This is a genomic window from Palleronia abyssalis, from assembly GCF_900302445.1.
Lineage (GTDB): Bacteria > Pseudomonadota > Alphaproteobacteria > Rhodobacterales > Rhodobacteraceae > Palleronia > Palleronia abyssalis.
Genome location: NZ_ONZF01000001.1, coordinates 570648 through 587284, shown reverse-complemented (window position 1 = coordinate 587284; position 16637 = coordinate 570648). Strand labels below are relative to the sequence as shown.

Annotated in this window: 15 protein-coding genes, 1 tRNA gene and 1 pseudogene; 15 read left to right on the top strand and 2 right to left on the bottom strand. The window is 59.2% G+C overall.

Features of this window, described 5'->3' with window-relative positions; translation table 11 throughout:
- Positions 1–1000 precede the first annotated feature (1000 nt).
- From PAA8504_RS21960 to PAA8504_RS02905, 8 genes are all read left to right on the top strand, one after another.
- On the top strand, positions 1001–1450 hold the full coding sequence (locus tag PAA8504_RS21960; RefSeq protein ID WP_181375670.1) for an Lcl C-terminal domain-containing protein: 450 nt from the start codon (positions 1001–1003) through the stop codon (positions 1448–1450).
- A 71-nt stretch (positions 1451–1521) separates the two neighbouring features.
- Positions 1522–2259, top strand: a complete 738-nt coding sequence (locus tag PAA8504_RS02935; RefSeq protein ID WP_108892636.1) for an Lcl C-terminal domain-containing protein — start codon at positions 1522–1524, stop codon at positions 2257–2259.
- A 182-nt stretch (positions 2260–2441) separates the two neighbouring features.
- A protein-coding gene (locus tag PAA8504_RS02930) for an IS3 family transposase (protein ID WP_370739666.1) occupies positions 2442–3568 on the top strand; the annotation gives its coding sequence in 2 pieces (ribosomal slippage) (positions 2442–2712 and positions 2712–3568; 1128 coding nt in all).
- A 310-nt stretch (positions 3569–3878) separates the two neighbouring features.
- The gene (locus PAA8504_RS02925) at positions 3879–4448 is read left to right on the top strand and encodes a hypothetical protein (RefSeq protein ID WP_108892634.1); all 570 of its coding nucleotides are present in this window, start codon (positions 3879–3881) and stop codon (positions 4446–4448) included.
- A 3-nt stretch (positions 4449–4451) separates the two neighbouring features.
- Positions 4452–5144: a hypothetical protein gene (locus PAA8504_RS02920; protein ID WP_108892633.1), complete on the top strand. Its 693-nt coding sequence runs from the start codon at positions 4452–4454 to the stop codon at positions 5142–5144.
- A 3-nt stretch (positions 5145–5147) separates the two neighbouring features.
- Positions 5148–6335: a vWA domain-containing protein gene (locus PAA8504_RS02915; protein ID WP_108892632.1), complete on the top strand. Its 1188-nt coding sequence runs from the start codon at positions 5148–5150 to the stop codon at positions 6333–6335.
- A complete protein-coding gene (locus PAA8504_RS02910; protein ID WP_108892631.1) occupies positions 6332–7879 on the top strand; it encodes a type IV secretory system conjugative DNA transfer family protein in 1548 nt (515 codons plus the stop codon). The genes PAA8504_RS02915 and PAA8504_RS02910 overlap by 4 nt, the downstream gene beginning before the upstream one ends.
- 3 nt (positions 7880–7882) lie before the next feature.
- The gene (locus PAA8504_RS02905; RefSeq protein WP_108892630.1) at positions 7883–8308 is read left to right on the top strand and encodes a hypothetical protein; all 426 of its coding nucleotides are present in this window, start codon (positions 7883–7885) and stop codon (positions 8306–8308) included.
- A 68-nt stretch (positions 8309–8376) separates the two neighbouring features.
- On the opposite strand, the gene PAA8504_RS02900 is transcribed toward PAA8504_RS02905, so the two are convergent.
- Positions 8377–8766 (bottom strand): hypothetical protein, encoded by a 390-nt coding sequence (locus tag PAA8504_RS02900; RefSeq protein ID WP_108892629.1) that lies wholly within the window; start codon positions 8764–8766, stop codon positions 8377–8379.
- Positions 8767–9008: 242 nt separating this feature from the next.
- Between PAA8504_RS02900 and PAA8504_RS21760 the strand changes: the two genes are divergently transcribed.
- The 3 genes and pseudogenes from PAA8504_RS21760 to PAA8504_RS22420 all read left to right on the top strand — a co-directional run.
- Entirely contained in the window at positions 9009–9665 is a 657-nt protein-coding gene (locus tag PAA8504_RS21760; protein ID WP_146190440.1) for an RNA polymerase sigma factor sigma-70 region 4 domain-containing protein, read from the top strand.
- Between the two features lie 117 nt (positions 9666–9782).
- The gene (locus PAA8504_RS02895; RefSeq protein ID WP_146190439.1) at positions 9783–10376 is read left to right on the top strand and encodes a hypothetical protein; all 594 of its coding nucleotides are present in this window, start codon (positions 9783–9785) and stop codon (positions 10374–10376) included.
- Positions 10357–11427, top strand: a pseudogene (locus PAA8504_RS22420) (recombinase family protein); the annotation flags it as partial. The gene PAA8504_RS02895 and the pseudogene PAA8504_RS22420, both read left to right, overlap by 20 nt.
- Positions 11428–11938: 511 nt before the next feature.
- On the opposite strand, the gene PAA8504_RS21955 reads toward PAA8504_RS22420, so the two are convergent.
- Positions 11939–12022: transfer RNA gene (locus tag PAA8504_RS21955), tRNA-Tyr, on the bottom strand.
- Positions 12023–12114: 92 nt separating this feature from the next.
- Between PAA8504_RS21955 and PAA8504_RS02885 the strand changes: the two genes are divergently transcribed.
- The 4 genes from PAA8504_RS02885 to argS all read left to right on the top strand — a co-directional run bounded on the left by PAA8504_RS02885 (position 12115) and on the right by argS (position 16629).
- Entirely contained in the window at positions 12115–12891 is a 777-nt protein-coding gene (locus tag PAA8504_RS02885) for a TrmH family RNA methyltransferase (protein WP_108892819.1), read from the top strand.
- Positions 12892–13077: 186 nt separating this feature from the next.
- Complete coding sequence (locus tag PAA8504_RS02880) at positions 13078–13542, top strand: CoA-binding protein (RefSeq protein WP_108892627.1); 465 nt, start codon at positions 13078–13080, stop codon at positions 13540–13542.
- Positions 13543–13614: 72 nt separating this feature from the next.
- Positions 13615–14772 carry a ribonuclease D gene (gene rnd / locus PAA8504_RS02875; RefSeq protein WP_108892626.1) on the top strand — a complete coding sequence of 386 codons (1158 nt, stop codon included), beginning with the start codon at positions 13615–13617 and terminating at the stop codon, positions 14770–14772.
- A gap of 141 nt (positions 14773–14913) precedes the next feature.
- On the top strand, positions 14914–16629 hold the full coding sequence (argS, locus tag PAA8504_RS02870; protein ID WP_108892625.1) for an arginine--tRNA ligase: 1716 nt from the start codon (positions 14914–14916) through the stop codon (positions 16627–16629).
- Positions 16630–16637: the final 8 nt, after the last annotated feature.

Sequence of the window (16637 nt, the reverse complement as noted above, 5' to 3'; positions counted from 1 at the left end):
GATCGGGTTCAGCGCCGATACGCTGGCGGCATCCATACTGCGGAAGGTTGGTCTCCATGAAGTGGTCTTGGGGGTATCGGGGGCAGCAGGAACGCTCCCCTGATTGGTGATCAAACGGGCAGCCGTTTGTGCATGGTTCGGTGCAGGTGGAGAGGCACGTCTCCAAGCCCTGCGAGTGGTTCCAAGGGGCGCGATAGCCCCAGGGTCTTCCTGAAGGGATCGATGGGTGCAGGGAGAGCGAAGTTTCCCGCGAGTGGGTTTCAAGGGGCGGCGATACGCCCTTTGATCCATGGTTCGGTGCAGGTGGAGAGGGACTTCTCCTAGCCCTGCGAGTGGTTGATCGGCGATACGATCTGATGGCGCTGGAACGGGCTTAATGCCCTGGAAGAGCCAAGGCCGGGGGGATGCAACGGGGGCGCGCAGCGGGACCCCTTGCCAAGCTGTTTTGTACTACAAAACACAGCTTGCGTTCGCTCTTAACTCAGACGCTCATCATCGGGCGCTGACCTTGTAGTACATGGGCTGCAAAGCGGCAATATTACCATATTGGAGCATAATCGAACCTTCCAAATCTGTCAGAAGGTGAGGCAGAAAATTGGTTGTGGAGAAAGTTACACGACATTAATTATTTAGTGAAAATTAAGGAAGTGTGCGGTAAGATAGCAGTGTTTATTAAATAGTGATTTGAGTGCCTATGCGAATTTTAATAACGATTTATGTATTTTTGATGTGCCTATCGTCACAGCCTGCATTGGCGCAGGATTGCACTTCACCCAATGCTGACCACGGCGTAATTATCTACAATGCAGATTATGCAGTTTGGAATGGATGTACACAGCGAGGCTGGATAGGCCTCAATGCAATGGTCTGCCCGGAAGGCGATGGAAATTCAGACCCATGTTCATTCGAAGGTTCGTGTAGCACTCCGAGCCCCGGCACAGAATGTGCCGATGGGAGTTTCTATATTGGCGATAGTCCCGAAGATAGCGCACCAGTTTTCATGACCGCCGCTGCCCATGAAACCAGTATAAGATGGGACGAAAATCCACCATGCTATCGTTGTGGCTCCGGTGATACCGGCGCGACTAGCATCTTGGATGGACGTGCGAATGTCGAGGCGCTGCGAGCTTATGGTGGTGACAATGCCACTGCGGGAAATCTCGATGGTTTCGCTGCGGCCAAGTATTGCGACAATTTAACCGGCGTTCACGGTCACGACGATTGGTACCTGCCAGCTGGTGGTCCAAATGGCAGTTCATCGGAAATAAATCTCATCTGGTTGATGGTTCAGGCTGAAGGTATAATAGACGGTTTAGGCTCCAATAGTAACTGGTACTGGACCTCGTCCGAGCGCAGCAACAACGATGCAAGGCTCCAGCGGTTTAGTGATGGTAACCAGAACTTCTACACCAAGCTCAATCCTACTCTGGTGAGATGTGTCCGTCGTTAGTGCCTGTGCGGTCGCGCGAGTGTCCGGGGCTGTGGATGAATTTTAGTAAGAAATTAACAAAATGAGGAAAAATGAAATTTCTATTTTTTACTGCACTTATTCTTTTGTCGATGAAGCCTGCATTTGCGCAGGATTGTACCGCGCCCAATGGTGACCATGGCGTGATTGTGTTCAATCAAGATTTCGGAATTTGGCAAGGATGCACACCGCAGGGTTGGATAGGCCTCAATTCAATGGTCTGCCCGGAAGGCGATGGAAACTCAGACCCCTGCTCATTTGAAGGGGTGTGTAGCACGCCCAGCCCCGGGACAGTCTGTGCGGATGGCTCTATTTTCGCTGGTCCCGCCCCTGACGACGGGGCGCCGATGTTCACCACTGCCGAAGACGGCCCCACATCGCGTTGGGATAACGCAGGGTGCTATGATTGCGGCACCGGTCCCGCCAATACTGGCATCAACAGCGATGAAGATGGCCGGATTAATGTTGCTGCGATGCGCGCATGGGTTGAAGGAAACACGAGTAGTGGTGATTTAAATGGATTTGATGCTGCCAGATACTGTGATGAGCTAATTGTGCACGACAAATCTGATTGGTACTTGCCTGCGCGAAATGAGCTGCTTGTCCTATACGATAGTTGGGAAGATATTGGGGGATTCAATACCACCACTTGGCCACAAAGGATGTACAAATCGTCATCTGAACATAGCACTGGTGATGCGGATACACTATTATTTCCAGATGGAACTTGGACGGCTGGGGGGCATCGGTATAAACATGTAGGTCGCTCGGTCCGTTGTGTGCGCCGCTAATTCGATAGCTCAACGTGTTTTATTATGCTTTGCCTTCTAGGGTGTTATGGCCAAGTTGGAGTAGGTATTTTAATCGCTTAATAGACTCTTATCTGAATAAGAAAAACCCAAAAGATTGAAGTGGTCCCAGAAAACCGGACAGTCGGCTAAGGTGTATCCCAAACCTTTGAAGGGATACGAGAATGGCGAAGCGCCGGAACTTTACAGACAAGTTTAAAGCCAAGGTGGCGTTGGAAGCGCTGCGTGGCGATAAGACCGTGCAGGAGATCGCAGCAAAGCATCAGTTGCACCCGAACCAGGTCAGCACATGGAAACGGCAAGCTATCGACGGGATGGCTGATGTGTTTTCTGGTGGCAAGCAGAGCGGCCCGACGGAAGCGGAGGTCAAAGAACTGCATGCCAAGATTGGGAGGCTGGCCGTCGAGAATGATTTTTTGTCCGAAGGGCTGAAGCGGTGAGCCCGGCAGAGAAACGCTCCATGATCAAGCGGGATCACCCTGAGCTGAGCATCAGCCAGCAGTGCAAACTGGTGCGGCTATCGCGGTCGGCGTTTTATTATACGCCCGTCGGGATCGACGCGGATACGCTGGCCATGATGAAAGAGATTGACCGGGTCTTCACCAAATATCCGTTCTTCGGCAGTCGTCAGATCGCTGCCTATCTACGAAGAGAGGGCACAGTAGTCGGGCGTCATCGCGTCAGGCGATTGATGGCGAAGATGGGCTTGGAGGCAATCTACAAACGCCCCCGAACCAGCCAACCGCACCCGCAGCACCCGGTCTATCCGTATCTGCTTCGAGGCATGCAGATCGACCGCCCCAATCAGGTCTGGTGCGCTGATATCACGTTCGTGCCGGTCAAGAACGGCTTCCTGTATCTGGTCGCGATCATGGATTGGGCTACGCGCAAGATGCTGAGTTGGAGACTGAGCAACACGATGCACGCAGACTTTTGCATAGACGCTTTGAATGAAGCCATTGCCAAACACGGTACACCGGAGATCATGAATACGGACCAAGGATCACAGTTCACGGGATCGGCCTGGATCAAAACGCTGACCGAGGCTGGCGTGCGCATCTCAATGGATGGACGCGGACGCTATCTGGACAACATCTTCATCGAGCGATTGTGGCGATCCCTGAAGCAGGAAGCGATCTATCTCGAAGAGATCAATGACGGCTTCCAAGCCCGGCATGTCATCAAGAACTGGATGGCATTCTACAACGCAGAGCGGCCCCATTCCGCGCTTGATCGGCAAACGCCTGACGACGCATACTGGACCGGCTTGGAAGAGCAAAAGGCAGCATGAAACCTAAACCCGATACACCTTAGAAACGCTGCAAACCTGTCCGAAAAAGTGGGACCACTTCAGATAGCCGCATATTCTTTAAGTGGCTTGGGCTGATAGAGCCGATTCATCGGCTTAGACATATTCGTAGTCACATGGACAGTTGTGATTTCCGACCGGCTTCCGGCTGAGATGACCCTAAGCTTCCGGTAGCAAAGATTTCCTCAGCTTAGATGCGAAACACGGCGGCGATGACTGCCGGATGCAACGTAATCTGATGAGGAAGTCACCTATGAAAGCTCCACGACCAAATCTACCCCCGGATGCCTATATGCCCGGGGGCGGCGGCCCTGGCCCCAAGGCGTTTGCCGGGTTCGTCCTCGCGTTTCTTCTTGAACTGGCCATGCTGGTCCTGCTGGCCTCGACTTACACAGAAACCATGGGACTGGCCTCGAACCAGTACCTCTGCGATCTGCCCGGCGCTGGCGGTCTGTTCTGCGCCATTGATGAGGACATGACCGTCTCGCACCTGCTGGCCTTTTTGCTCGCGGTTTTCTCGGTTGCCGTGCCGATCATGATCTGGTCGGCGGTCCTGGATGAAAACATCCACGAGGACCCGAGAGCCTGGCTCGCAAGCCCCATGAACCGCGTCAAGGCGGGGATGGCGGGTGTCGTCTACGCCGCTGTCATCGCGCTGGAAGTGGTCAATCTCTACACGCTGATCGCCCAGCAATCCGCGCCCAATCCGTTCGGCGTCTCGCACGATCAAGCGCCGATGATGGATTTCCTCGCCCAGAACCAGGGGCTGGGCGTCTTCGTCGCCCTGCTGATCGCTCTCGTCAACACCGTGCTGGCGCTGCTGACCGTGCGCGCCACCCGTGCCCTTGCTCAGAAAGGCTAACCCATGCTCTCGCAATTCATGAAATCAACCATCCTCGCCGGAGCGCTCGCTCTGCAATCCACGCCCGCCGTCCACGCAGGCAGCGACGACGAGTCCCCTACTTTCTTCATCGTCGTTGAGAACGGCGGCGTCGTCACGGACCCGGAAGCGCAGGCCGAAGCAATCCGGCTAACTTTGGGCGAACTGACCGAGCTGCGTCGTAGGCGAGCCACGCGGGATAGCAATATCCACATTATTACCTCGGCCAATCCGACCGAGATCACCTGGTCCGGCACGCCTGAACAGCTCTACCAGCAAGGCGCGTCTGTGCTGGAAGCGCTGGCCATTATTCCGACCTGCTCTGACTTGGACCTTGCGTGGGATCAGGTGCGCACGACCGTACGGATCACAAGACCGGATGATCTACGCCTGATCGGTATCGGCCCCTTCATTCATGCGGGCTACCCCTGCGATGAGGGCGATGGGCTGATCACGCTTCCCCAAGACGTTCCGGCGGAGGTGCAACTCGGAAACTTGGCTTTGGAAGCAAGCTTCACGCGGCTTTTGAACCTCCATGCCGATCAGGAAGAGATGGTTCTCGATCATCTGGAAGCCGCCGGTGCGCTGGCGCGCGCCAACGCTGGTGAGCTTGATCTTGACCTGATGGACCGGGCGCGCACGCGCAGCAATCTCGGCAATATTCTGGGGAGGGAGTAAGCTATGCCTTGGCGAACTTTTCTCTCCACAAGCGCTCTGGCGGCAACGCTCGCTAGTTCGGCTCTGGCTGAAAGCCCCCTTCGGGTCGCTAATCCAAATGCGGGCGATCCATCGGCGAATATCAGGGTCCAGGAACAAGGCAGCGACGGCACGGCGCGGATACAGATCGTGCCTCGCGTGGGGGCAGGCGAAACCGCAGACCTGAACGTTCAGCGTTGGCGTGACTTTGAAGGAGAAGTGCTGCTCGGCATTCGCACGGACCCGGCGCGCGTGCCAAGCCCCCGCTTGCTAGAAATGGTGGCCTCTATCGATATGCGCGATGAGTACGGGGCGGAGATTGTCAGCGGCTACGACATCAATGCCGTACATGACATTGTGATGGCCTTTTCCGGCGGATCGGTAGAAATCACCCACATCGCCGAAGACGAAAACGGGCTGATCATCTCTGCGCTGATCCGAAACGAGGCCGGTGAGGTAATCGATCCCCCCCAAGGCACGCTGGCGTTTTATCGGACCGGCGGTGAACGGCTCTGCTTTGCCGAAGAGGTGATCAATCAGGAAACGCAGGTTCCTGTCGATATCCTCACTCCCGGTCAGGCAGAGGGCATCCCGATGACCTTCGCCGTTCTGATGGACCGCTCGGGCTCGATGATGAACCACATGGACGAGATGCGCGTGGCTGCGGGCGGTTTCATCGATGCGCTGCCGGACCGCGCCGGTTGTCTGATCGGGGCCTTTTCCGAAGGTGAAGCCAGTTTCGAGCCACGTGAAGGTTTTGGCTTTGAGCATTGCCGCGCGTCAAACTTCCCGATGCACGGCCTGCGTGCGGGCGGGGCAACCGATCTCTATGGCTCGCTTGAACATCTCTATGACTGGATGAATCAGGATGCCTTAAGCAACCATCAGCGCGCTGTCATCATCATCACGGATGGCCAAGCCAACCGGAACCTTGAACGGCAGGCCTCGGTCATCGCCGCCAAGGGCGATGTTGTGACCTTCGTGTATTTTCTGGGCGGCAATGAAGAGCGCTTCCTGCAAGACCTTGCAGATAGCTATCTCGGCCATGACGGCGCGCTTCGTCAGGAACTTCCCCGCTTCTTCAACGTGGTGCGAGACGCCTACACAAGCCAGACTGTGCTGCGTCAGACGGCCTGTGGCGATGAAGAGGCGGACGAAGGCGCTCTTCCATGATGCCGCGCGAGACCAAGCAGGAGCAGGCGCGGCGGCGGCTCTGGAGCTTTGATCCAGACAGCCACGGCTCGGCCAAGTGGGCGGACGCTGCCCACTTGGCAGCGCGGGGCTACGGCCCCGCCGGTCGCCATACGCTTGGTTATCTCCCTGCCCAGGATGCCCGGCAATCCGCGCTTCCGGTTACCTATGGCGGGGACAGGCATGAGTTGATCGTCGCCCCGACGCGCGGCGGCAAGGGGGTCTCGGGCGCAATCCCGCGTCTACTTGAGCACCCGGGCAGCGCCATTGTTCTGGATATCAAAGATGGCGAGCTGGCCTTCATCACCGCGCGCTACCGCCGCGACGTGCTGGGTCAGAACGTCATTCTGATTGATCCGTTTGACGTGGCAGCAAGTGAGCTTGGCATACTCCGCTCGTCGTTCAACCCTTGTGCCCGCATCGAACCCTTCGGTGATGATGCCTTTGATGAGGCGATGCTGGCCGCTGATAGCGTGGTTATCCCAGATGGCGGGGCAGAGAGCCACTGGTCCGGTGAAGCGGCCAGCATGATCGCAGGACTGCTCCTGCATGCTGGTGAGCAAGGCACGGCCAGCTTGAAGGATGTGCGGCGCGCGTTGAACGCCAGCCGCGATGACTTCCGCGCCATTGTCGATCAGATGCTGGACTCGCCATTCGATCTGGTCCGAGCCGCTGGCGGGCGGATCGACAACAAGGAAGAGCGGGAGCTCTCCGGGGTCATCTCGACCGCGCAGCGCAACACCCATTTCCTGGAAAGCGCCAAGCTGGCGGGTGCTCTGGGGGCTTCAGATTTCGACCCGCAAAGCATTGGCGAAAACACCACGATCTACATCATCCTGCCCGCGCGCCGGATTGCGACCGCGCGCCGCTTCCTGCGCGTGCTGATCGGCGCGCTTCTTGCCACCGTCACGGCGCTGCCTGAGCGGCCTTCTGCGCCGGTAATGTTCTTGCTCGAAGAGATGGCCACGCTGGAGCGGATGGCGATTATCGAGCAAGCGGTCGGCCTCATGGCGGGTTTTGGCATGCAGCTTGTCATGGTGGTTCAGGATTTTACGCAGCTCAAAGAACTCTACCGCAACCGCTGGGAGTCCTTTCTGGCCAATAGCGCCTCAATCCAGTGCTTCGGCACCAATGACCGCTTCACAGCCGATTACATCTCGGCGCTTTGCGGCCAAACGAGCGCGCATCAGCTGAGCCTGGATAGCGCGCAAGAGCGCGGGCGGCTGCTGGGCGATCCGCAGTTTCGCTCAAGCGGTGATTCCAGTCAGTCCCGCCGTCTGATCACCTCTGATGAGCTGATGAGCTTGCACCCGTCCGTGCAGGTCGTAGCTCTCGCGGCGGCCCGGCCCATGATCGGCTATCGGCCAGTCTATTTTCTGGAGAAGCGCTTCCGGGACCGCGCTGGTCGCCCTCTCTATGACATTCATCCGTCTCGCGCAGGGCTGCCTGTGACAGCGGCTATGGACTTCACAAAGCCTGGTCTGGCGCTCGGCGCGCTCCTTGGCGATTACCTGAGCGTGGGGTGATACATGGCAAAATTCATCCTCCTTACGCTTGCCAATATCATCTTCGGCTACGCAGCGCTTGTCATCCTGGCCCAAGCGGCGGGGATATTCCTGCCGGTGTTCCACCAATGGCTTGCCTTGATGATTGGTTTCGCCGGGCCGCTCCCCTTGCTGGTAACCGGCCTGTGGAGCGCAGCCGCGCTCTGGCAGGCGCGGCAAGTCTCGAACTTCCGGGCCATCGATCACACTGATGTCTCTGAAGCTCTGGCGCGCGGGGACCATGAACCGGCTCGACAGTCTGCCGTTGGCCCGACTTGGCCCGAGTTAGTGGCGCGCGGCCTCGTTTGGACGGCGCTCTTTGCGTTGCCGGTTTGGCTCGGTTGGCCATTGCCCTTGCTCTGGCCAGCCGTGTTCTATGGTCTCTGGGCCGTGCTGAGATGGTCGCTGTAAGGTTTTCCCAAAAAAGGCCCCGAAACGGGCAATCCGTTTCGGGGCTATGGTCTCTTGGCAGGTTTGGTTCAGGCGGCGAAGTTCTCGGCGGCACCGTGAAGGCGGCTATAGAGCTCAATCACTCGCACACGATTGTATGTAATCGGGCTGGCATAGCGCTTGGGGGCGGTGCCGCAGGGCGCGGCTTCAAGGAAGAGCCCCATCCAGCGGTTCCCGACATCGGGGAACATCTCGCAGATTTCCTCGTGTCGAAAGGGGCGCTGGTCGGGGAAGAAGAGCCGACCGTCATAGTCCTCGATCTCGACCAGGACCCGCCGCCAGGCGGCGAAGGAGCCGATTTCCTCGTGCATGGCGCGGGCGGGTTTCCAGATGCGTTCGCGATAGAGTTTGCGGTTGGCGATATGGTGATCGGCCAGAACGGTGATCTTTTCATCCTTTGTGCTGATGGCTGTGAGCATGGTTGGGCTTTCTGATCTACATGGGCATGGTTTGTGGTCCTTGGGTGCTGTTATTGGTCATGGTCGCTACATGGGTCCTCTTTTCTGAAGGCGCGGGGGATGGATGTGCTTGTCCGCGCTGCTTAGAATGTGGGAGGCTTCCCGGAATTTTCAGATTCGGGATAGCGAAACAGGGTCGGCAAACCCGTAGTATATCGCAAAATATCAAGTATTTATGCTGAAATTTATGAGGCCATATCGGAGTGAAGAACCGCTACTGCATAGGCTCGAAGCTGCCCGAACCCACGTTCCGGGCTCTTGTGCGGGCGTACTTCGTGGGCAAGAGGACCGAGGATGCCGCTCGGTTTCTAAAGATCTCGCAAGGCTCGGTGAAAAACCTCTACAGGCGGCTCACCTATCGTTTGATCGATGACTTCCCAGTCTTCGAATTCTATCGCGATCTCTTGAGTGATTGTTTTGAAACGGGGGGGCACCGTGTTGAAGCCTTGAAGCGTTGTCTGTGGCAGTGCCCTGGTGACTTGCACTACGATAGCCCCAGCGACCGCGAAATTTGCGACGGCTGTCCGTTTGCTAGTAGGTTTCTCGCCTTTCCGGATCACGACGAATCCGTTCAGACAATGTATTTTGCGCGCCGATCCCTTGCGCCATTGACATCATTTAGCTTCATTAACCGGGCCGCCTATTTTTTTGCCCAAGAATGCTTGATTTATGGACCAACCGAGCGCCGACGCCGACAGGCGAACAGATTTATTACAACTTTGAGAGCGAGGCCACTTGGCTCGTCAGGAAGCAAAAGTCAAATTGCTGATCGCTACGTGGAACATCGTGGCTTGAGGCCTCACTGGTATGTTGTTGGTCAAGGGCCAGAGTATTACCTCCCCAATCACGATATGATGTGAGGCCCTCACTTCCCACTCGCTTCCGATTGAGAGCCAATAGCCTTCGGGCTCATCATCAAAAATAAGAGCCGGAAATAGCCAAGTTCCCATCATCAGCCTAAGATGATGGAGACAAAAATGCCAAGACAGAGAAGGAGTGCTAAAGCGCAAGTCGCCTCGCAAGTTTGCGAGAAGCGCATAAATTATGCTAGCATAAAAGGAGATAAGAAATTCCAAGAGCGCAGCTCTTTGGATCCGGCATCAGAGCAGGATAACGCTCAGGGCCAGCACCTCACCGATTTGGATGAAAACCTAGCACAGGGGCAAAGTTTAACTAGCGCCCTTGTGCGCTCCAATGCGCAGGAAGCCAGCGCAGATGGGCAGGTGTGTGTGATGAGTAAGAACGGTTTTCAGAATGCGCCAAATTTGAGCAAGGCGCTTTATTTGGTCCTCGGTGAAGCCGGTGAGCCAAACGGCAAGATCGCATATGAGAAATATCGCGGACTATTTGATGATCCAGATATCAGTGATCAGCGAAAAGACGAGATCATCAAATTACTGTTTATCTTCGGTAACGCCTTCTACGACGCCACTTTTGCCTATGAATGGTCAGGCTCTGCCTGTGGAAAACCTGGTGATGAAGAGGAAATCGCTCCCGGTGAGCGCGGCGGTGTGGTAGGCTCAAACGGAGTTACCCTGACAACAGTTTTTAATGCGTGCGCGGCTGAGTAGCCACCCGCGAAGGCAAGGAGGAGTCATGAAAGATGAAGTAAAACAAAGCGATGTGGTGAGCAACGCGCTCATCTATTGCCGTGTCTCTGATAAGAAGCAGAAGACGCACGGCCACGGGCTTGAGAGCCAGGAGCATCGCTGCCGTCAGTATGCCGAAGAGCGTGGGCTTGCTGTCGAGATGGTCTTCCCGGATGATTACAGCGGCGGCGGCGACTACATGAAGCGACCCGGCATGCGCGCTATGCTTGCCTATCTCGAAGCGCAAGAAGGCAAGCCCTATGTCGTAATTTTTGACGATCTGAAGCGGTTTGCGCGCGATACACAATTTTATTGGAAGCTTCGCGATGAATTGGCAGCGCGCGGCGCGTCCATTGAGTGCCTGAATTTTAAATTTGAAGATACACCCGAAGGAAAGTTTGTTGAGACGGTCTTCGCGGCCCAAGGCCAGCTTGAGCGCGAACAGAACCGCCGTCAGGTCATCCAGAAGATGACCGCCCGTGTGGAGAACGGATATTACGTTTTCCATCCACCTGTCGGATACCGTTACGAGCGCGTCTCCGGCCATGGCAAGCTTCTCGTGCCTGATGAGCCCGTTGCATCGATCATAACGGAAGCCCTTGAAGGCTTCGCTGATGGGCGTTTCCGCTCACAGGTCGAAGTGAAGCGCTTTCTGGAAGGAAAGCCCGACTTCCCGAAGAGCGGGTCAAGCGGATACGTCCATCCAAGCCGTGTGAAGGACATGCTAGAGCGGGCTGTTTACGCTGGATGCGTCGAAGCGCCTAACTGGGGCGTCGGCCTTCGCAAAGGCCATCACCAGCCACTTATCAGCTTTGCCACGCATGAGCGCGTACAAGCGCGCTTGAAGGGCACTCTCAATGCCCCTGCGCGCAAAGACATCAACGAGGACTTCCCGCTGCGCGGCTTCGTCCTGTGTGACGATTGCGGTGAGCCCATGACGTCCTGCTGGTCCAAGGGGCGCAACAAGCTCTACCCCTATTACCTGTGTGATACCCCTGATTGCGCCTCAAAGCGCAAGTCCATCCGGCGTGCCGATATCGAAGATGGGGCAGAGCGCCTACTTCGCGAGCTGCAACTGGCTGGCCAGCTCTTGAAGCTCGCCAAGGCCATCTTCACCGATATCTGGGAGATGCGCCGCGCTGACGCCATTTCCGCTCGCAGCACGCTGGAGTCGCAGCTTAAGGACACTGAAAAGCAGATCGAGGCCCTGCTGGACCGGATCATGGATGCGTCCAGCCCGTCCGTCATCACGGCGTACGAAAAGCGCATCGGTGAGCTAGAGCGCAAGAAGATCAAACTGGCTGAACAAGCCGACTCGGCAGTGCCGGATCAGGGACGCCTGTCTGATTTTATCGAACCGGCCCTGACATTTCTGGCAAGTCCTTGGAATATTTACAAAAACGGTAGCTTCTCTCTCAAGAGAACAGTGCTCAAATTGGCCTTTGCGGAGCCTTTAAGGTATAGCCGGAATGAAGGTTATCGAACCGCTGAAACCACCTTTCCTTTCAAGGTGTTAGCGGATTTTTCATCCCTTGAGTGCGGGATGGTGGGCGACCCTGGAATCGAACCAGGCGTGCGTCTCCGCGAGGGAGTTACAGTCCCCTGCCACACCTTGCGGCCTGTCGCCCACTGTTTGTGGCGGCTGACCTATCTTCGGCCGGTAAGGGGGTCAACAGGAAAATCGCTTGAAGTTTCACGCGGGCAGGGTCACGTCCGGCACATGACAAAAAAACCGAAATGGGTGGTCGAGAAGGAACAGGCGCGCCGCGACGAGGCGCGTGCGACCGTTTGGCTGTTCGGGCTGCATGCCGTGCGGGATGCGCTGGCCAATCCCCGGCGCGAGAAACTGCGTCTGGTGGTGACGAAGAACGCGCTGGACCGACTGGGCGAGGTCCCAGAAGGCGTCCCGCTGGAAGAGGCCGATCCGCGCAAGTTCCCGGCACCGCTGGACCCGGGATCGGTCCATCAGGGGGCCGCGCTGGAAGTAAAGCCGCTGGACTGGGGCCCGCTGGAGGAGATCGCGGTGTCTGGCACGGGGCCGATCGTGGCGCTGGACCGGGTGACCGATCCACATAACGTGGGGGCCATCCTGCGTTCGGCCGAGGTATTCGGGGCGCGGGCGGTGATCGCGCCGTCGCGCCATTCCGCGCCCGAGACCGGGGCGCTGGCCAAGACGGCCTCGGGCGCGATGGAGCGGCAGCCCTACCTGCGGGTGGGCAACCTTGCCGATGCGCTGATCCGGCTGGGGGACATGGGGTATCTGCGGCTTGGCCTCGACGGCGAGGCCGAGGCCGATATCGAGACGGCCGTCGCCGAAGGGCAGGGGCGGCCGGTCTGCCTTGTGCTGGGGGCCGAAGGCCCGGGCCTGCGCGAACGCACGCGTGACACCTGCGACCGATTGGTCCGCATCGGGGCTGCGGGCGCGTTCGGGTCGTTGAACGTGTCGAACGCGGCGGCCGTCGGCCTGTATGCGGCGACGCGGGAAAAACCTGCTTGACGCCGATTTCACGTTCCTGAGAGACCTCTTTCCCCTTGGGCAACGGGGCCTCATCTATTCAGCAGGCGCCGGGAGCGGAACACCCGGCGTGTCATCACTGTCCCTCGTTCCACACTGGCGTCCGGTGCCCCCACCGGGCGCTTTTTTCATCTGGACGCCCCGCCCCGCGCGGATCAAGGTGCGCCCATGACCGACGCCGATTTTCGCCGCATCCTGTCCACCGTGAAGACCGTCGCCTGCGTCGGAGTCTCGGCCAATCCGGTACGGCCCAGCCACTACGTCGCGCGGTATCTTTCGTTGAAGGGGTTCCGGGTGCATTGCGTCAATCCCGGCATCGCGGGGCAAAGCCTGTTCGGCCGGCAGGTCGTGGGATCGCTGACCGACCTGCCCGAAGATGTCGAGCTGCTGGACCTGTTCCGCCGGTCCGAACACGTTCCCCCGATCGTGGAAGAGGCGTTGGAGGTCATGCCCGCCCTGAAAGTCGTGTGGATGCAGATCGGCGTAGAAAGCCCCGAGGCCGCCGAGAAGGCGCGCGCCCGGGGCGTCGAGGTGGTGATGAATCGCTGCCCCAAGATCGAGTACCAGCGCCTGTTCGGCGAACTGCGCATGGGCGGGTTCGCCACCGGCGTGATCTCGTCGAAGCTGCAATAGGGCGCCGGGGCTTCCCATCGTACGTTTGACGCCATATCAGGGCGCATCATTTTTCAGGGACCCCCCGACCGCATGATCACCATCACCACGACCGAGCTTCTGACGGATTTCTGCACCCGGGCCCGGGCGCATCCCTACGTGACCGTCGATACCGAGTTCCTGCGCGAGCGGACCTATTACTCGAAGCTCTGCCTGATCCAGCTGGCGGTTCCGGGCGAGGCCGAGGAAGACGCCGTGCTGGTCGACCCGCTGGCCGAGGGCCTGTCGCTGGAGCCGCTTTACGATCTGTTCCGGGACGAGAGCGTGACCAAGGTCTTCCATGCCGCCCGGCAGGATCTGGAGATCTTCGTCCATGATGGCGGCGTCATGCCGGTGCCGATGTTCGACACGCAGGTCGCCGCGATGGTCTGCGGGTTCGGCGAGCAGGTCGGGTATGAGACATTGGTGCGCAAGATCGCCAAGGCGCAGATCGACAAGTCGTCGCGCTTTACCGACTGGTCGCGCCGGCCGCTGACGGATGCGCAGAAGACCTATGCGCTGGCCGATGTGACCCACCTGCGCGAGGTGTACGAATACCTTGCCGCCGAGCTGAAGAAGACCGGCCGCACCCCGTGGGTCGAGGAAGAGCTGGGCGTCCTGACCGACCCCGAGACCTATATCGTCCGCCCCGCAGATGCGTGGAAGCGGGTGAAGACGCGGACCAATTCGCCCAAGTTCCTGGCCATCGTGCGCGAACTGGCGGCCTTCCGCGAGGCTTATGCGCAAGAGCGTGACGTGCCGCGCACGCGGGTGTTCAAGGATGATGCGCTGGTCGAGCTGGCCTCGACCAAGCCGCAATCGGAAAAGGATCTGGCCCGGTCGCGCCTGTTGCTGCGCGAGGCGCGCAAGGGGGATATCGCCGACGGGATTCTGGCGGCGGTCAAGCGCGGGATCGAGGCAGACCCGGCGACGTGGCCCGATGTCGGCAAGGGCCGCGACCAGGCGCAGGTCAACCCGGCGCTGGCCGATCTTCTGCGGGTGCTTCTGAAGGCGAAGTCGGAAACGGCCGGCGTCGCGCAGAAGCTTGTCGCGACATCGGCCGAGCTGGACCAGATCGCCGCGGGCGAGCGGGACGTGCCCGCCCTGACCGGTTGGCGCCGCAGCGTCTTCGGCGACGATGCGTTGCGTCTGATCGCGGGCGAGGTGGGCCTGTGCGCCAAGGGCAAGGACGTGGTCGTGTTCGATATCTGATGCGCCGATCGGTTTTCTTGCGAAAACCGGCCTCCGGCGGGGGTATTTCGACAAGGATGAAGGGGCGGGCGTGCTCGCGTTGACGGGGACGGGCGGCGCGGCTAGACCGCCGGTCGTTCTCCACGCCCCGAGGAATTCGCGATGAACCTGTTCGCCGACATGCGTGCCCATGTGACAGAGGCCCTTGACCGGATGGTCGCGGCGGGCGATCTGCCGCAGGGCCTGAGCTTCGATAACGTCGCGGTCGAGCCGCCGCGCGATGCCGCCCACGGGGATATGGCGACCAACGCGGCGATGGTGCTGGCCAAGCCCGCGGGCCTGAAGCCGCGCGACATCGCCGAAACCCTGGCGGGGCATCTGGGTAGACTGGATAGCGTCGAAAGCGCGACCGTCGCGGGGCCGGGCTTCCTGAACCTGACGCTGTCGCGGGACCTTTGGTCGGGGATCGTCACCACCGCGCAGGATCCCGCCTTCGGCCTGTCGAAGATGGGAGAGGGCGAGCGGGTGAATGTCGAGTATGTCTCGGCCAACCCCACAGGACCCTTGCATGTGGGGCACACGCGGGGCGCGGTGTTCGGCGACGCGCTGGCGAACCTGCTGTCCTTCGCGGGCTATGACGTGACCCGCGAGTACTACATCAACGACGGTGGCGCGCAGGTCGATGTGTTGGCCCGGTCGGTCTATCTGCGGTATCTGGAAGCGCATGGGCGCGAGGTCGAATTCCCCGAAGGCACCTATCCCGGCGACTATCTGCGCGACGTGGGCGAGGGGCTGAAGGCGGTGCATGGCGACGCCTTCGTGGACCGGCCCGAGGAGGTGTGGCTGGACGATGTGCGCGCCTTCGCGACCGAGGCGATGATGACCCTGATCCGCGACGACCTGGCGGCGCTGGGCGTCGAGATGGACCAGTTCTTTTCGGAAAAGTCGCTCTATGGCACGGGGCGGATCGAATCCGCGCTGGAGGTGCTGGACGGGAAGGGGCTGCTCTACAAGGGCACGCTTGAGCCGCCGAAGGGCAAACTGCCCGAGGATTGGGAGCCGCGCGAGCAGACCCTTTTCAAGTCGACCGACTATGGCGACGACGTGGATCGGCCGGTGATGAAGTCGGACGGCGCATGGACCTATTTCGCGCCCGACATCGCCTATCACTGGGACAAGATCGACCGCGGCTATGACCAGCTGATCGATGTGTTCGGCGCCGATCATGGCGGCTATGTCAAGCGGATGAAGGCGGCCGTGGGCGCCCTTTCGGACGGGCGGGTGCCGCTGGACGTCAAGCTGTGCCAACTGGTGAAGCTTTACGAGAACGGCCAGCCCTTCAAGATGTCCAAGCGCGCCGGCACGTTCGTCACTCTGCGCGACGTGGTCGACCGGGTGGGGCCCGATGTCGTGCGGTTCCTGATGCTGACGCGCAAGAACGACGCGCCGCTGGATTTCGATTTCGCCAAGGCGGTGGAGGAATCGCGCGACAACCCCGTATGGTACGTCCAGTATACCCACGCGCGGATCCGCTCGGTCCTGCGCAAGGCCGACGGGATGGGCGTCGCCCCGGGTGCGCCGCGCCTGACCGACCCGGCCGAGGTCGAGGTCGCCAAAAAGCTGGCCGAGTGGCCGCGCCTTGTCGAGATTGCCGCCAAGGGCCACGAGCCGCATAGAATCGCCTTCTATCTGGGCGAGCTGGCGCAGGTTTTTAATTCGCTGTGGAACAAGGGGGACGACGATCATTCGATCCGCTTCCTGCACGACAGTGACCCACAGGCGACAGCTGGCAAGATTTCTCTGCCGCTGGCTGTATCCGTTGTGATTTCGGCGGGCTTGGGTATCTTGGGCGTGACCCCGGTGGAAGAGATGCGTTGAAGACATAC

Excerpts from the sequence above, each read along its gene's own strand:
- PAA8504_RS02915 (WP_108892632.1), top strand. The coding sequence starts at position 5,148 with ATGCCTTGGCGAACTTTTCTCTCCACAAGCGCTCTGGCGGCAACGCTC.
- PAA8504_RS02880 (WP_108892627.1), top strand. The coding sequence starts at position 13,078 with ATGACCGACGCCGATTTTCGCCGCATCCTGTCCACCGTGAAGACCGTC.
- PAA8504_RS02885 (WP_108892819.1), top strand. The coding sequence starts at position 12,115 with ATGACAAAAAAACCGAAATGGGTGGTCGAGAAGGAACAGGCGCGCCGC.
- argS (WP_108892625.1), top strand. The coding sequence starts at position 14,914 with ATGAACCTGTTCGCCGACATGCGTGCCCATGTGACAGAGGCCCTTGAC.
- PAA8504_RS02920 (WP_108892633.1), top strand. The coding sequence starts at position 4,452 with ATGCTCTCGCAATTCATGAAATCAACCATCCTCGCCGGAGCGCTCGCT.
- PAA8504_RS02900 (WP_108892629.1), bottom strand. The coding sequence starts at position 8,766 with ATGCTCACAGCCATCAGCACAAAGGATGAAAAGATCACCGTTCTGGCC.
- rnd (WP_108892626.1), top strand. The coding sequence starts at position 13,615 with ATGATCACCATCACCACGACCGAGCTTCTGACGGATTTCTGCACCCGG.
- PAA8504_RS02935 (WP_108892636.1), top strand. The coding sequence starts at position 1,522 with ATGAAATTTCTATTTTTTACTGCACTTATTCTTTTGTCGATGAAGCCT.
- PAA8504_RS02905 (WP_108892630.1), top strand. The coding sequence starts at position 7,883 with ATGGCAAAATTCATCCTCCTTACGCTTGCCAATATCATCTTCGGCTAC.
- PAA8504_RS02910 (WP_108892631.1), top strand. The coding sequence starts at position 6,332 with ATGATGCCGCGCGAGACCAAGCAGGAGCAGGCGCGGCGGCGGCTCTGG.
- PAA8504_RS21960 (WP_181375670.1), top strand. The coding sequence starts at position 1,001 with ATGACCGCCGCTGCCCATGAAACCAGTATAAGATGGGACGAAAATCCA.
- PAA8504_RS02925 (WP_108892634.1), top strand. The coding sequence starts at position 3,879 with ATGCCCGGGGGCGGCGGCCCTGGCCCCAAGGCGTTTGCCGGGTTCGTC.
- PAA8504_RS02895 (WP_146190439.1), top strand. The coding sequence starts at position 9,783 with ATGCCAAGACAGAGAAGGAGTGCTAAAGCGCAAGTCGCCTCGCAAGTT.